12 protein-coding genes are annotated in these 17,333 nt (G+C 44.0%); all 12 read right to left on the bottom strand.

The genetic code is table 11. The features are described from left to right. Positions 1–133: 133 nt before the first annotated feature. On the bottom strand, positions 134–1,315 hold the full coding sequence (locus tag QVC79_RS07335) for a FecR family protein (RefSeq protein WP_270592247.1): 1,182 nt from the start codon (positions 1,313–1,315) through the stop codon (positions 134–136). Positions 1,316–1,413: 98 nt separating this feature from the next. Then, positions 1,414–1,965: a sigma-70 family RNA polymerase sigma factor gene (locus tag QVC79_RS07330; RefSeq protein ID WP_270592245.1), complete on the bottom strand. Its 552-nt coding sequence runs from the start codon at positions 1,963–1,965 to the stop codon at positions 1,414–1,416. A gap of 243 nt (positions 1,966–2,208) precedes the next feature. After that, entirely contained in the window at positions 2,209–3,342 is a 1,134-nt protein-coding gene (locus QVC79_RS07325) for a peroxiredoxin family protein (protein ID WP_270592242.1), read from the bottom strand. 19 nt (positions 3,343–3,361) lie between these two features. Continuing rightward, entirely contained in the window at positions 3,362–4,495 is a 1,134-nt protein-coding gene (locus QVC79_RS07320) for a TlpA family protein disulfide reductase (RefSeq protein ID WP_270592237.1), read from the bottom strand. A gap of 5 nt (positions 4,496–4,500) precedes the next feature. Continuing rightward, the gene (locus QVC79_RS07315) at positions 4,501–5,451 is read right to left on the bottom strand and encodes a hypothetical protein (RefSeq protein ID WP_270592236.1); all 951 of its coding nucleotides are present in this window, start codon (positions 5,449–5,451) and stop codon (positions 4,501–4,503) included. A 15-nt stretch (positions 5,452–5,466) separates the two neighbouring features. Continuing rightward, the gene (locus tag QVC79_RS07310) at positions 5,467–7,044 is read right to left on the bottom strand and encodes a RagB/SusD family nutrient uptake outer membrane protein (RefSeq protein ID WP_270592235.1); all 1,578 of its coding nucleotides are present in this window, start codon (positions 7,042–7,044) and stop codon (positions 5,467–5,469) included. A gap of 12 nt (positions 7,045–7,056) precedes the next feature. Next, complete coding sequence (locus QVC79_RS07305) at positions 7,057–10,566, bottom strand: SusC/RagA family TonB-linked outer membrane protein (RefSeq protein WP_270592233.1); 3,510 nt, start codon at positions 10,564–10,566, stop codon at positions 7,057–7,059. Between the two features lie 143 nt (positions 10,567–10,709). After that, positions 10,710–11,864, bottom strand: coding sequence for a FecR domain-containing protein (locus tag QVC79_RS07300; RefSeq protein ID WP_270592232.1), 1,155 nt, complete (start codon positions 11,862–11,864; stop codon positions 10,710–10,712). A 476-nt stretch (positions 11,865–12,340) separates the two neighbouring features. Next, positions 12,341–12,955 carry an RNA polymerase sigma factor gene (locus QVC79_RS07295; RefSeq protein ID WP_270592230.1) on the bottom strand — a complete coding sequence of 205 codons (615 nt, stop codon included), beginning with the start codon at positions 12,953–12,955 and terminating at the stop codon, positions 12,341–12,343. Between the two features lie 177 nt (positions 12,956–13,132). After that, positions 13,133–14,401 (bottom strand): thioredoxin domain-containing protein, encoded by a 1,269-nt coding sequence (locus QVC79_RS07290; protein ID WP_270592229.1) that lies wholly within the window; start codon positions 14,399–14,401, stop codon positions 13,133–13,135. Positions 14,402–14,465: 64 nt separating this feature from the next. Then, the gene (locus tag QVC79_RS07285; RefSeq protein ID WP_270592228.1) at positions 14,466–15,599 is read right to left on the bottom strand and encodes a pepsin/retropepsin-like aspartic protease family protein; all 1,134 of its coding nucleotides are present in this window, start codon (positions 15,597–15,599) and stop codon (positions 14,466–14,468) included. Positions 15,600–15,607: 8 nt separating this feature from the next. Then, positions 15,608–17,311 carry a S8 family serine peptidase gene (locus QVC79_RS07280; RefSeq protein WP_270592226.1) on the bottom strand — a complete coding sequence of 568 codons (1,704 nt, stop codon included), beginning with the start codon at positions 17,309–17,311 and terminating at the stop codon, positions 15,608–15,610. Positions 17,312–17,333 lie beyond the last annotated feature (22 nt).

Genomic DNA, 17,333 nt, shown 5'->3' with positions numbered 1-17,333 from the left:
TTTACATACATTTCCCCGTGGGGAAAGTACCCTTTCCACTTTTTTTTCATAACTTTGTAGTACAGATTTAATTAAAACACTTTATACACAAAGTGAAAGTCTTAACGGGTGATATTCGCAGTATCACCTGTTTTTATTTCACTCCCAGAATAATTCGTTTTCCATTCACCTCTACCGTCAACTTATCCGTAGCCCGCAACACGTTTAATATCGGTGTAATATCTTCACTACGATCCAGCTTACCGGCAAAAGCCATATCTTTTATTGATTCATCCAAATAAATTACTTCCATATCATACCACCGGGCCAACGTCCTCATAATATCTTCCAACCGATCCTGTCGAAAAATAAAATGCCCGTTCTTCCACGCCACGAACAAATCCGGGTCAACCTCACGCACTTGCAACTTCACGCCCCCCCGATCCCATTCCGCTTGTTGATTAGGTCGAATCTCCACCTTTTCCTTCTTATCCTCTCCCGCAAAGACAGCCACTTTCCCTTGTAACAACGTGGTCTGCACATTCGATTCATCGGGATAGGCCTTCACGTTAAATTCAGTTCCGGTCACAAGTACATCCATATCTCTCGTTTTTACAATAAACGGGTGCTCCTTAGAAGCCGTCACATGGAAATACGCCTCTCCTTCCAAAATAACTTCCCGTCTTTCCCCGACAAACTTTTTGGGAAATGTAATCACACTCTCGGCATTCAAATATACCCACGTGCCATCGCTCAATATCAAGTTATACTCCCCCCCCGTGGGAACAATGATTTTATTCATGACCTCTTTCTCTTCTGCCCCCTCTTCCTGACTATACTTTACACGGGAAGAATCACTTATAACCACGATTCCACTCGCCTCCAAATCCTTACTCGATTCTTGATTACCCAATTCAATCTCCCGACCATCATCCAGCACCAACAAAGCCTTCGCCTTCCCCGGCCCAATCACGGTTTGGGCAATTTCACCAATTCTAACCTCTTCCTGTTTATTCATCCAAACACAAACACCCACAACGCATAATATGAGAATAGCTGCCGCATACCCCCAGTACCGATTAATTACTCTACGTTTGCTCTTTATTCCCAACTCCCGCTCGTAAATCGCCATGTATTTACGAACATCGATAGATTCCCGTTTCTCCACGTATTGTTTCACCCGTTCCCGTCTCACCAGCTCATCATAAAGCGATTTATTTTCCGGGGATATTTGAATCCACTCCTGCAACTCTTGCTTTTCATCATCACTCAATCTCTCCCAAAGTTGCTTGGCGATCAATTGACAAATTCTCTTATTTCGTGAAATTACATCCATATTCTCATCTTAGTTACATCTATATAACAACTGAAAAAATGAAAACGATGAATCGCCTTTCAAAAAAAATACAATTTTAACATTTTGGATCACGCCAATTAATGTAAACCATTAAAATTCAGCAAAAAAAGAAGATAAAAATAATCTCGTAACAGCCCTTTCAACTTCTTGTAAGCATTTTGCTTTAACGTCCGCACGGAATTTATCGATATTCCCAATTGTTCGGCAATCTCCCCGTTCGAAAGTTCCTGAAGTGATAATAATATAACTTTCTTCGATTGCGGTGCAAGCTCGTCAATCGCTTTATAAATCATCGAATACACCTCTTCCTCGATCACGTTATCCCGCAAGTACTCTTCCGACTCCAACATTCCCCGTTCCACGTACTGGGACACGATGGAATCGTGTTTCAACTTATTCAAAGCCAAATTCCTCGCCATCGTGTACAAAAAGCCCCTCACCTTATCCTCCGTCTCGAAGGTCATATCTCCATGCCACAACCGGATAAAACACTCTTGGGCAACGTCAGCCGCCGCCTCCATATCATTCAGGTATTTATCGGCAAACATCACGATGGAAGAGAAATTTCCCTCGAAAAAAGCCTTGAATACCTGCCTGTCCTTATTATTTATCCCAGTTAATACATCCATGAAGGAGTTTTTACCAATAACAACCTACTTAATTATTTTCCCAAAAGTAGGAAATATCTTGATAACAGCAAAAAACAATCATTCACTAAATACATTTACCCACGACTCGTCATTTTCTATTACGCAAGTATAATTATTATAAGATAATAATGCAAGTATAATAAACAAAACATGGTACCCCACCGAGTACCATGTTCGACACCTAAAATGTCACATCCACAACAATTATCTAAACGAGACTTTCTATCGGGCAAAAAGCTCATCCATCTTTTCGGACAGAGCCTCTCCCCGTAAATCCTGTGCAATAATCTTCCCGTCCTTATCAATAATATACATCCGTGGAATTCCGGTTACCCGGAAACGCTGGGCTATCGGGCAATCGAACTTGTTCAACGTCGAAACGTGGTGCCAGTTCAACTCGTTTTTCTCGATGGCATTCACCCACGGTTCTTTCTTCGAATCCAGCGAGACACCGAGAATCTCCAATCCCTGATCGTGATATTTCTTGTAAATCTCCTTCACGTTAGGCATCTCCGCCATACACGGCCCGCACCACGAGGCCCAGAAATCCAGTAACACGACACGGCCCCGCAAATCATACAAGGACAACTCCCGGCCACTGGGAGTTGTCGCTTTAAAGTTGGGAGCAACACCCCCAACGCTCACCATACCCATCTCGTCTATTTTCTTTTTCAACTCGATACCCGGTACAGATTGTTTCACCCGGTCGGTCAACTTATTGTAGAAACCTTGAACTTCTTCAAATGTGTAGTTATCCATCAAATGACTCTCGAAAAAATAAGTCGAGGCATAAGAATTACGAGCCGAGTCCATGTAATTATTCACGGCGGCCATCAAAGAACTATCCAGAAGGGCAAACACTCGTTTCAACGAATCCACGGCCACCGGGTCGCTATAGTCAGCTTGACTGGCTGCCATCATCTTCCCCAACTGCATAAAGGAAATCGTTGTTTTCAAAGTACTCCCTTTTTCCAAGATCTCCTGTTCCTTATTTCCCGTGCAAGTCACCGTCACCGAAGTCGTGGGCTTTCCTTTCCACTCTTTCGTAGTCTCCTCAAACATGACATTCATCGGCTCTCCATCCACGATAATCTCCTTCCTCTTGTCTGTATTATAAACTAATACCATCTTTTGCACCCGATCCACGTTTCCTTTCAACAAGAACGTGAAATCCGGGGCCACCACGGCAGAATCTACCGCCCGAAACTCTTTATTCCCAACAATCTCACTCAAATAAATCTTCTTCCCTTCCCCGTTTTCCCAAGTCCCCGCGATCCGGTAAGAAACACCCTTCGAACACGACAACACCAACGTGCAACACGCCAGCATGAATATCCCTCTCGTCAACATTTTCATCCTATTTTACTTTATTATATTATTCTTCAAACAACTCGTCTATCTTTTCCCTCAGCTCTTCTCCCCGCAGGTCTTTGGCAATAATCTTCCCGTCTTTACCGATAATATACAATTTCGGGATCGCCACCACCTGATACAATTTAGCCACCGGACAACGATTCATCCCCTTCAAAGAAGAAACATGATGCCATACCAAACCGGCTCTTTCAATCGCTCTCTCCCAGTTGGCCTTATTATTATCCATTGATACCCCCACGATCTCCAAGCCCCGGTCATGATATTTCTCGTAGATAGCTTTCACGTTAGGCATCTCATCCATGCAAGGTCCACACCACGAAGCCCAAAAATCAATCAACACGATATGCCCCCGCAAATCCTTCAACGCGAGCTTTTTCCCATCAGGGGTAGTCAATTCGAACTCGGGAGCCGGGCTACCGGGAGCCAACCGTTTCAATTGGGCAATACGCTCTCCCATCTCTTTCCCCTTCTCCGTCTGTTTCACCCGATCCGTAAAACGATCGTAAAATGCGGCGATTTGCTCCAAAGACATCATCCTCAACATATTCACCTCGATAAAAAACGGAGCTACATCACTATCACTGTACGATTTCAAAAAGGTCTCCATCTGATCCCGTTGCTCTTTCGTAACTCGTTCTATTTCTTGGGCTATAGAATCCCGTTTTTGCCGAGTATCGGCTCTCTTCAACGAAAGCCCCAACCCTCCCAAAGAAAAATTACGGATATAATCATCACCCCAAAACTGGATCATCGCTTGCGCTGCGGCCTGATCCCTTGTTTCATTCTCCAACACGTAAGGCCCGGACGGATTCTTGTATGAATACTCGGACTCCTTAATCGTCAGCCGCAAGGGTTTCCCGTCCAGAAAGATTGTCCGGAACCCATTCTTCGCACTCATCAACATCGCACATTTTTTCTTGTTGACTTCCCCGCGTAAAGCAAACGTCCCGTCGTCAGCCACGACCACCGAATCCAAGAACTCGCCCTCGACATTACCATCTTCCAACGTCCGCACGCTAATCGTCCTGCCTGCACCGTTTTCCCAAACACCCGTAATATCATACGTGATTTGAGAATAAGCTGTCCCACAAAGGAGACAACACATCATCAAACTTAAAAATCCTCTCGTCATCATCTATTTTACTCTTTATCAAAATAACCAACGGGGAGCGGATCATTTGGGCAGAACGAATTCTGCAAGGCAACCGGGTCCATCTCCATCTCTTTAACCATAAAATCAGCGATCAGGAATGCTCTCTGTTTCACAATATCGAAACGAGCAAAAATACGATCCATCTCGCTCTTCGGGGTAGACATCAAGAAAGAAAGATAATCTCCCAAATCCTTCCCATCCTTATGCGGCATAAAATAACCATATTCAAGGAAAGCATCCGATCCAACCAAACCATTCGTGTACAACACGTAATGATAAGCATCAAACTCTCCTTCCGGATCTGCATCCTCCTCTTCATCAAACATATAAATAAACTGATACGTCACCAAAGCAAAGAACTCATCCGGAACCTCCATCGTGTTATATATATTATTCATAATTGCCGTCACGATTTCCGAATTCATGGAATTCCAATCACTATCCGTGAAAGCTTCCATCTTCACTCCGACATTCGAAACCGCCAAACCATGATTATTTGTCACTAACGTGTTTACCAGATTCGATTTATTATAAGAAGACGTATTACAAATAGAATCTACCAGATAAATCTTCTTCGGCAAAAACTTAGCAATAAATGCCTCCGGATAACCGGCAAACACTTTCTCCAGCATAAACGTCACCATTTGAGCCGCACGATCCTTATTCCCGCTCTTCACGGGAGCGTACCAGTAAACCGTCCGCCCGTTCCAAGTGGTATAAAACTCCGTCTGATCAAAATCGTACAGCACGAACGAACCGTACTTCTCGTACACGGAATAAATCAACTCTTCCAACGATCCCTCCTCCCCACGAGGTAAATCAAAAGGAGGATTCCCCAATTCCGGTATCGGGTTTATTGAATCTTCCGATCCACATGAGGCCATTCCCGACAGGAATAAAGCCAACATGATATATATCGCCATTTTCATCGTTTTCATCTCTATCTATCATTATTAATTTCCAACAATTGTTTCTCTGGAATTATTCGTCATTCCGTCATTGTATTCCGTTTCGGAAAGCGGGATCGGTAATAAATAATTCGGGCTTCCCTGTTTCAGTACAAATGTCTTTGATGAAGTCATCGAAGAATAGAATTCATGCTTCACCTCAGGCATTCCCTGCCGACGCATATCCCAAAAACGCATGGCCTCCTCGAAACAAAGTTCCCGACGGCGTTCCTCCCAGATAAATTGAATCAAATCTTCCCGAGAAGCAAAATCCGAAACATTCTTTGCCTGATAAGTATCCCGGGAAATCTTCTTTACCCGCAACTGGTTCAACCAACCAATCGCCGTCTGGCTCACCCCGGTCTCCTGCCGGGCATACGCCTCGGCCAGATTCAGATATACCTCCGGACTTCGCCAACATTCACGGGCCTCTCCTTCACTCGTTGACAAATAACGATCCGACTTCATCGGAAGAGCCTGTCCCGAAAAATACTCCGGTCTTAACCTAGTTCCACCCAATTTAAACAACCGGGCAAAATAAACTTCTTTACGCAAATCCCCATCCTCGTACAAATTCAATAACGCATCGTCTCCCGTCCATGACGTATGGAACCCCAGCGTGTAATTCGTGTAAAATAGATTAGGAGCCAGATAATTAAACTTATTATCATTCTTACTGAAAAGAAATACAGTCTCGTCAATCGCAATCTGGTTAATCCAGAACGTTCCGCCGGAAGATCCCGGTAACCCGCAAGTCTCCCGATCAACATCATTCAAATCATAGAGTTCATTGCCACCTAGATTGATAAACTCTTCCGAAGTACGAATCACCTCATCCCAATCCTCTTGGAACAAGGCCACCCGGGATGCCAGAAAATAAATAGCCGCGGGCGTGATCTCCCATTTCGTATAATTCGTACTCGCATTCTCCAAGTATTTCTCCGCATTCTTCAAATCCTCATTCATCAGTGCGTAAATCTCTCCCACCGTAGCCCGTTCCGTCGGGCTGACATCCACGACCGGGGACGTACGTTTGATCACACCCAACTTATTCTTGTTCTCTTCCGACCAAGGTGTACCATACGTGTTTACGAGACAAAAATAATGATAAGCCCGTAAAGCATACGTCTGTGCCGCCAGCTTGCAATACGTCCCGTATTCACTCGCCTCGTACTTCATGTCCGGCAAGGCATCAACGATAATATTACACGCCAGAATATTCTTGTAACGGGCATCCCAGAAATTATCCGTGATATACTGGGAATAATCCGCCCACCACGTGTACACCATCTCCCCGTAACCCATGCCGGGATCGAAATCGTCAATAAACGTCACCTTACTATTGTTATACATCGACTCGTCATAATACAACGGGCCCATCTCCACGTCATCCGTCATCAGATGAATCCATTCGATCTGGGACGCAAACTTATCCGGATAACCCTCTCCCAATAATATCGGGACATAATCATTCACCAGTGAAGGAATTAACAAATCATCAGAATCTTCCTTCAAATAATCATCACAAGCCGACAAAAACCACGGCAAGAACAAGATTAGAATATATATATTTACTTTTTTCATAACGACCTATTTTTAGAAAGACACATTTATCCCAAAACTATACGTCGGAAGGGCCGGGATATTCGCACCGTTCGTTTCCGGGTCCAGACCTTTCCATTTCTTATCGGCAATCGTGAACAAATTCGTCACTTGGAACCGTACCAGCATACTGGACACATGCAGGAAATCCAACACGTTCTGCGGCACGCTATAACTCAGCGCCACCATTTTCAATTTCAGAAAATCGGCCTTCGCCACCCGAATGTCGCTGTCATTATACAAATTGTAAGGATCTGAATTTCCGGAAATCCCCTCTGAAATATCATACACGCTGCCAGCTTCCGTGGCCAAGTAATTTTTCATATCCGTTGAGTTATAAGGAGCCGGATAAATCGTGTTATCCCCCACCTGTTTCCAACACTTCAACCACTCGTCCGAAAGATTCGTCAAAGGATCGACCGTGGAAGAATCGTAAAATTTCGGAAGACGGGAAACACTACCCGTACTGTAAGCAAAATTCAAGGATAAAGAAAGTACTTTCTTGAAAGTCACCTGCGTATCGAATCCCCCGGAAAGTCTCGGAAATATAGAACCGCAATGCACTAATTCCAAATCCTGCCGCAACGCCCGATGCACCTTTTGCCCGTTTTTCGCGTAAAACAAAGGATAACCGTTATCCTGATTTATTCCGGCAAAACGATAAGCATACATGGAACCGATAGGCTGCCCTTCCACGGCCAACGTCCCAGCCAGCATCTGATCCACCACGATAGCCTCGCTCAAATCATCCCGGTTCGCCAACGTGATCTCGTTCACGTTACGCCCGAAATTAAACCCGAAACGCCAATCCCAATCCCGGTTATTCACCAAACCCAAGTTCACAAATCCCTCGAAACCCTTGTTTACCATTTTTCCCGCATTATAGTACAACACGTTTTGCCCCGTGGAGGCCGCCACTTGTTTCGACATGATCAAATCGGAAGTATTCTTCCGGTAAATATCAAATCCTCCCTTTACCCGTCCGTCAAACAAAGCGAAATCGACGGCCGCATTCCAAGATTTTGTCTTTTCCCAACGCAAATCAGGATTCGGCAATTTTGAAATTTTCGAAATAGGTAACCCGGTCACGCCATCCCGATCCCCCACCGTAACAATCAGGTAAGGAGTGGCGCTCTCGTGAATATTCCCTTGGATACCGTAAGAACCCCGGAAGGACAAATTATTAATCCATTTTACATTTTCCAAAAATGATTCATTCGAGGCGATCCACTTCACGGCAAACGAATAAGTCGGCAACCACCTGTACTTCGGGTCACTACCAAATTTATTGGAGCCGTCCGAACGAATATTGGCATTGAACACGTACCGATTATCATAGCAATAACTGGCAATTCCGAAAAATGAAGCAACTTGCGTGAACGAATTTGTATTCGTCGGCTTATTTCCCCCGTACGTGCTGATATAACTCGGCGTCTCCACCGGACTGAACATCTCCCCGAACTCCGGCACCCAACCGTACCCCGTCGTGGAAACACCTTTATACTCGTTCCGACGAGCCTCCGTCCCGGCAGAAACCGAAACATCGTGAACACCAAACAGATGCGAATAAGACAACATATTACGCAACGTGTAACCGCTTTTGCGAGTACTTCCCTGCGTCAACATTCCCCCGTAAGGTAACCTTGAATCGGAAAACTCCGGGTCGTACTCCGTGTAAGCGCCATACTCGTATCCCCGGATTTCAGTCACTTTATACGATTGTGCCGTCGCCCAATCCCTCGTATTCGTGTTCCCGGTATGCCACGAGAAGGTACCTTCGTACTTCAACCCTTTCCACAACTTTAACCTCAAAGCCAGCAAAGCGTTAAAATCATCCATCTTGGAAGACTTACCCGTGTTCTTCAACTCTTTCAGAATATTATACCCGATATAATCCCGTCCCGTACTTCCGGCAGCCCGGTAACTCATGTAATACGAACCGTCCTCGTTATAAACCGGCATGGTCCGGGTCGTCGAATAAGCATAATCAAACGGATTCACCACGGAAGAATACCCCGTGTTAGAAGTCGTGGCATAATCAATCTTTGCCGTAAAACCCAAGTATTCATTATATTCCACGTCAACTTTCGCCAAGGCACTGAATTTCTCCGAATCAGAACCCCGGGCTGCCCCCTCGATATTTGAATACCCCGCAGACACGTAGTATTTCACGGCCTCCGTCCCCCCGCTGACATTTAACGCGTGTGTATGCGTGACATCCGATCGGAATAACAAATCAAACCAATCCGTGTTCCTTCTCTGCAACGTCTCCACCTTTTGCTCGAACTCCGCCTGTGAGATTTGCTTGCTCATCAATTGCTCGTAAGCTGCCTCGTACGTTTCTCCCGTGGGTACACGTCCGAAATTCATATTCGATTCGACCAACTGGCGAGAGAAAAGCACCCGTTCCCGCGAATTCATCCGGTGATAATTCTTATAAGATGGCCGGGTATTCAGCGTCAAATTCCCGTTATACGAGATCACCGGACGACCCACCACACCCTTTTTCGTCGTGATCACGATCACCCCGTTGGCCGCCTTCACCCCGTAGATTGCCGTCGCCGAGGCATCCTTCAACACCGTGATCGTCTCGATGTCCTGCGGATTCAAACCTGCGATGGCATTACCGATCAAATATTCGGCATCCTCGCTATTTATATCCGAGGCCGTGAACGGCACGTCCTGTTCCAGAATCACCCCGTCAACCACCCAAACCGGGGACTTATTTCCATTGATCGTGGCATTTCCCCGGATTCTGATCTTCGGGGTCGCACTCGGTTCCCCGGAAGTGTTCAGCACCATCATACCGGGAATACGCCCCTGCAACATCTGGTCAATCGACCCGACGCCCTGTACCATAATATCCTTAGCCTTTACTGTAGAAATGGCACTTGCCGATTCCCTCCGACTAATCGTTTGGTAACCCGTCACCACCACTTCCTCCATATCGTGGGAATCATCCTGCAACACCACGTGCAGCATCTTCTGCCCCGTCCACTTCACTTCCCGGCTCTTCATCCCGATGAACGAAAACAGAAGTGTCAGGGAATCCTGTTTCACGGTTGTCAGTGAAAACTCCCCTTTCGAATCCGTCGCCACCCCAATCGTCGTTCCCTTGATCAAAACGGTCACTCCCGGCAACGGTTGCTCCCTCTCGTCCTTCACGACACCCTTGATCACCACCTCTTCCGGCCCTTTCTGTTGTTGCACCTTCGTCAACACGATCACGCCATTATCATACAGACACTTAATTCCCTTCCCCGCGAAAACCTCATCCAGCAAGGTTAACACCTGCCGTTCCTTAGCATGAACATCAAAACGAGGAATAGCCTCCACGTACTCACTCTTGTACATAAAACGAATACCCGTTTGCTCCTTAATCTCCCGGAGAAATTCTTCCACACTACAATTTTTCATGTCCACACTGACCACCTGATTCTGGGCAATCACGTCCCCCCGAACCTGTACCAGTAACACGAACATTAGAAAACACATCATTTTCATCACTCTAAAGATTTTTTGAGCCGAGCGTAAATTTCCTTTACATTCTCCACTTTTTTTCATAACTTTGTCGATAATAGATTATTATTAGCCAGAGCCAACTGGCGTTCACTACAAGACGGAAAGACCTGCCAGTTTTTCCGTTTTTATTTTATGCTCACCACAATCGTTTTATTTTTCACGCTGAAACGCGCTCCCGTGCTTATCTCCAAGAAATGCAGGAACTCTTCCACCTCGCCATACCGCTTCATATCACCGGACAAGCGGATTTCCTTCAATTCTGCATCAGCATAAACCACGTCACAATCATACCATAAAGCCAACTTGTTCATCACGTCCTCCAAGCGGTCGTCACTAAAAACAAAATCCCCGTTCGTCCAATCGATATACTTCCTGATGTCAACCTCTTTCACCACGATCCCACTCGTTTCCACGTCACAAACGGCCAGTTGATTCGGCTTCAACATCACCTGCCGAATTCCGTTCCCCACTCCCACTCGTCCCTTTACCAGCACGGACTCCACGATCTTCTCCTTCCGGGAATTTACATTGAATTCCGTACCGACAGCCGCCACTTCTACCCCGTTCGCCTCCACGATAAACGGGTGGTCCGCATCTGCCTGCACCTTGAAATAAGCCTCTCCCTTCAACCGCACCACTCTCTTCTCTCCCGCAAAACGCACCGGATAGACCAACTCGCTCTCGGAATTCACCCACACCTCGGACCCGTCTGCCAACACGATCCGGTACTCTCCCCCTCGATTCACCACCAGCTTGTTATACACCACATTCCCCGTCTCTTCTGCAGTCACCGAATCCCGGTAAGCCACCATCCCTTCCTGTTCCACGTCAATAGCAACCGCCTGTTGCTCCCGCAACGACTTCCGTTCCTTTCCCAACTCCACCACGTCCCCCGTCGAAAGAAACAACCGTGCCTTGGAAGAACCGTGATGGATCACCCCGCTTTCTGCCAATGGCATATTCCTCACCTCTCCCGTCCACCAATAATATCCGCCCCCGGCCAAGAGCAAAGCACTCACGCAGGCAGCAACCGCCACGGCTCGCCGGAGCATCGCCCTTTTCCTTGCCACCTGTCGGAAACGGTGTTCCCCCTTCCGGCTAACCAACCTTTCCCGCATCACCCAACGCTGACGCAAAAACTCTCGTTGCAAATCCTCGAAATACCGACGATTCTCCCCCTTCTCACCCAACCAACTTTCCACTTCTCGCACCTCCTCCGGAGAGAGTAATTCTCCCTGCCAGTATTCAAATAATCGTATATCCCGTTCTTCTTGATTCATATTATTCTACTCAATATTCATATATAATAGACATCAACAAACAAAACGGTTGACAAGAAAATGAAAATATTTTCAAAAATTATCGTGATGATTGATTTTTCTCCTCCTAGAGAGCATATTAAAGATACAACTAAAATCGCTACCTTTACGAACACCCTTATTAGCAAGTAGCCCAAGTAAGCTGGAATTTGTCCCTATAAAATAAAAATTTCAATAAAACACCTAACAGTTAGAACTATTATTCTGTGATCAAACTATTATAATAGACTCATCCAATCATTAACAATTACTATTATAACCTAATATTTTATCATTTCAATAGGACAGGAATAGGGCCGGAATGGGAGCGGAATGGGAGCGGCTCACAATATGATAACAATATCATAGCATTTTAATAACACTATTTTACATTTATTCAAACAAACCTTTTGTCAAACATTCCTAGATCAGAACGCTTACCACCATCTTCTCGGAACCTAAAATTTCGGGGATTTATGACAAGATTTTCCAAACGATCGAGACCTTCTATGATCTTCCCCGTAAACAAGCACGTACAACAAAAAAGCCGTATCAGAAACAATCCCCCTCAACGTCTTCAGACTACGCACCAATAACGTTTTTACAGTGGCCACCGAAATTCCCAGTAATTCCGCCACCTCGGCATATTTCATATTTTTCAAATGCACGCATTCCAACACCTCCCGGCTTCTAGGCGGTAACACGTCAAGCGCTTTCAGCACCTGATCTATCATGTCTTCGTGCGTCACCTCCTCATCCTCCCACACCCTTTCCACAACCGATATATCCGGAATCCGCCGCATCCGACTCTGATCCTTCACCTTTCGGATAGCCATATTCCGCACGGAAACATACAAGTACGACCGTACCCGTTCCCCCTCCAGATTCTCGTTCAACTTCTTCTCCCACAGCCGCACGAAAAAGTCCTGCACTAAATCTTCCGCCTCCCCCATATCATTCAATATTGTATCAGCCCACAAAACCAATTCATCGTAAAAACGATCATATAACTCATCCACCGAGAAAACCTTTCCTCCAGAAAAATGAATCGTATGTCCCTGTTTTCCTCGCACGTATTGAGTATTATTGCTTTTTTATCTAAACTCAAAAATAGACAAGATTTCTTCATTTTCCAAAAGGCCGATCACTTTTCCTGAAAAACAGAACTAAATCATATTTCCATCCGATCTCATCAATCAAAAAAGGCAACCCTCACATGGAAGATTGCCTTTATTAACGATTTCAAATCATTACTTTTTCAGTAGCTGTTCCTTGATAATTTGTTCGTGTTTTTCTGGTTGCGCACCCACATCAATAATAGGCTTTCCACCAACAGGAATAAAAAATAAGGTAGGCAAAGCGACCACGTTAAACATCGTGCAAAGTTCTTTTTCCTTGTCTGCATTCACTTTCAAGAACAAAACCTGATCCTTGTACTTTTCTGCCATCTTTTCCAATTCCGGGATCAGACGCATACAAGGCCCACACCATGTCGCCCAAAAATCAATGACCACGGGTTTATCTCCCTTGAACACGAACTCTTTATCTTTACGATAATCGTAAATATGTTCCAAAAAATATTCACGGGTAATCGGGTTTAATTTTCCGGGGACAATTTGCGTTGAAATATCTTCAACCACGTCATCCTTCACTTCCACCAAATCAAAAGGCTGGAAATAAATCTTCTGTTTTTGATAATCGATAGAGATAATTCCTCTCTTTAAAATTTCAGCTCCTAACACAGAACGTGGTAAATTCTTATTCTCTGATACGACCACACTGCCCAATTGATCTTTTACGAAATTACACGTCCCGACAGTTTTTGTCACAGAAGTCTTTTCTGCCTCTTTATAACCGGTCATAATAATAGCATCACCTCCATGATCTCCATTAAGTTTAGCAAAATCTTCCGATGTCATAGAGATCATTCCGTTATTCCACGTGTCAAATAGTAAAGGGTAAGTCTTTCCATCAAGCATTAGTGAGCAAATAATCCCCGAACCGGGTATAATTTCTATTTCTGCCCGATGATCCAACTTCATGTATGATGGGCGATAAGGTTTACTTGTTGTTATTTTTTTACGCCGGGAATCAATCGTTAATACTACATTTTGAAATAAACTTCCGCCAACTACTCCTACAACTCCTAATTTTCGAAAATAAGGTATATCCTCTAGCACATAAGCCGACACTCCATTCCCGAATACACTATTTCCAAAAGCCATCGTATTAATCATTACTGACGTCGAAACAGGTACTTGTTTGTAAAGAAAAGTCTTGTTACGAGAGGGTACTTGACTATTAGAATCAATATTCAAGGAATCCAAATACTCTGACAAGATTGCTGTATGTCCGGCCAAATCCAGCACAAAACTAGCAATTTCCCCGTTCACGGCCATATCCAATATAATCTTCCCATCAATCTCCCGGTAATCTTTCACTTCTGTCGAAACATTTTTTACCTGCGTCCATGCCATACAAGGTAACAAGCTCAATAAAATTAATAATACTATTTTCATTTTACGATGAATTTTACATTTATTCTGTATTTGATCAAATTTACATACAAATTTCGTTCTGAGTTTATTCTTTTTGATAAACAATGACCTTCTCCCCTTGCTTTGCACGTACCGTCAATTTTGTTTTCTTCTTTACTTGCAATTCGGGAATACCATCGATAATGCTCTCGCAAAAATCATATATACCCACCGGTTTGCCATTTATATGTGTAATCTTATCACCCACTTCCACTACACCTTTCATTTCACCCCATACCGCAGAGATCATTAACTCGCCATTGTGTACTCGAAGTGCCACGTTGTAACGTTTACTTGCTATATCATTCTCGTTCTCTTTGGCTTCAAAATAGAATCGGGCCCGGGGATAATCCAACGTAACCTTACCATAATCCAAAAGTTTCACTCCTAACAAGGTAAAAGGAGGAGTCGCAGTTTCCGATGTTACATTCTGAAATTTAGTTCCACCGACAGATAAAACCGGAAAACAAACTCGATGAGAAATATTTGCCTCAGCCATCCCGGCAACCCCGATAGCACCCTCCCTATATCCTTCTGATAACACTCGAAATGCCCCAGTTCCTCTCAAATTCTCATAATCAGAATTCTTTAAAGAGAAAAATCCCGGACAACCTGTATCAAAAAGCGCTACAATATTATTCCCCACTCCTGCCTGCAGAACAATAATAGGCATTCCCGACTTCTTAAAAGGTAGCATTTTACGTAATGAAACGGATGAAGGCTTTTCTGCAGAAGTAAGTGTAATTGTTTTCGCCTTTCCATCAATTTCTACCATTGTCTGAACCAATAGATCACTACCAATTAACCCGTCCGTGTTAAAACACTCAAAAGGAGTTGGTTTCGGTAATTTCATTGCCGAAACATTTTTGAAATTAACTTTCCGGTCAGAAGTCATTAAACTCTCAATTGTAACCAGAGGATAAGCGGCTTTCTTACTATTCACGTCCGTAACCATCAACGAATCAACAACAGACAACCCCAATTCCTCACAAATCTCTCCAGTCAACGCCGTACGCCCCCCCGTATCAAAAATAAAAGAACGGACAGTCCCGTTCATGATCATCTCCACGATCATTTTACCACCGACCACCCGGTAAGGAAGCACGCTTTTATATTGCTGTGCCCCTACCTGAAGTGTCGTAAAAAAAAATAGCAAGATGGTTATTATCTTATAATACATTCTTCATCCTATTTTACCAGTTTATCTGCCGCAACAACAGCTTGATAAGCATTTAATATTCCCCCAGATAAACACAATTCATCGAACAAAAACAAATCTTGTGCCTGCTTCCCGTTCACCCGAATACCTTTCTCAACTTCCACTCCATCTCTAGAGGTCACGGATTCTAATAATATATTACGAATCTGAGTCCCTGTCAATTTGGGATAATACGCTTTGATCAAAGCTGCAACTCCGGCTACAGAAGCCGAAGCCAAACCACACCCTGTCCCTATCTGATAGGTATCGCCCGTGTAAGCTGAAAAAATATTAATTCCCGGTGCAAATAGATCTAACTCTTTAGCCCCGTAATTAGACTTTAATGAAGGATTACCATTTTTATCAGAAGAAGCTACAACCATCAGATTCGTCAACTCTTTCGTCCCCGCCATCCAGCGATTCGGGAAGAAAGTCTCTTTTGACAAATCTTTTGATAATTCCCACACGGGAGCGATCACAAGTACCCCATGAGCTTCTGCATACAGCAAAGCTTCTATCATCCATTTCTTCTGCACTTCCGGGTAAAACGTGTTCTGCTCCGGTAACACAATCACGTCTGCCTTATGATCCACGGCATAGCGAATTGCCAAGGCCATATCTTTCAGATAAGGTTCTCCCTTTCCGGGAGTCACCCGCAAAGTCATAATCTCTGCCTGATCCATAATTCCATCTCCCCCTAAACCATTACCTCTTTTTGCCCCGATAATCCCAGCCTGCATAGTTCCAATCGCCGCATCAGATGTCAATAATACATTGTTACCATATTTATCGTCATTTATATCCAAATAATTATCTCCCACAATTTCCTTACGTCCATCAGATCCCTCTTTTTCAAGTTTCTTCATATATGAAGATTTAGCTCCCTCTAATTGCTGTCCCGAAGCATACATCTCATACACAGGTTCCCACTTATCCGTTTGTAATATAGAAAACCCATAAGCCATAAGTGTGAACGCAATTTCTCCTAAAGAATCACGAGGAGCTTCTGGGTCATAACAAGACTGAAATTCTTTTATTGTTAATTCCTTACCCGGGAAACGTTCCTTCATCTGCTTGTCAAACTTCAATGCATAATCCCTAGACACATAAGCAAGTCCGATACCCCCATATCGTCCGGCAAGCGGAGATTCCGGTGTTACTTTATGCTGGAAATAGTAATACTCCTGCAAATTTTCGGGAGCAGGCACCTCTGTTAATTTATCATTTATGGCTTTATAATACTTTTTCCCATCGAAAACATAACCAGCATATTTATCTTTCAAACGAATAAATTCACGTTCTCCTTCACGCGTCAATGTTTCCATGACACTACCATCTTTTCCTCCCAAAAAATTCCAACCGTTAATATCATCAATTAACCCGTTTTTATCATCATCTTTCCCGTTGGCCTTTTCTTTCGGGTTAAACCAGATGGCTTGGTTCAAATCTTCATGCTCAATATCCAATCCTGTCCCGACAAGAGCCACGATCGGTCTTTTTTTCAATTTTTTACCTTTTAAAAACTCGTATGCTTTATTAATTTCCGCACCATACACTCCATCTTCTTCAAATGAGCAATTATACCAATCCAAATCAGATTGTTTTTTTGCAAGTTGATCTCCTTGCTTGATCAATTGGGCACTTGCCATGCAAGTGGATAATCCTAATGCAAGTAATAAAAAATATCTTTTCATCATTTACAGTTTATATTTATTA

Origin of the sequence: Butyricimonas sp. (genome assembly GCF_019423355.1) — a bacterium.
Classification (GTDB): domain Bacteria; phylum Bacteroidota; class Bacteroidia; order Bacteroidales; family Marinifilaceae; genus Butyricimonas; species Butyricimonas faecihominis.
The sequence above is the reverse complement of the archived record's forward strand: the minus strand, read 5'-3'. Positions and strand labels throughout refer to the sequence as shown.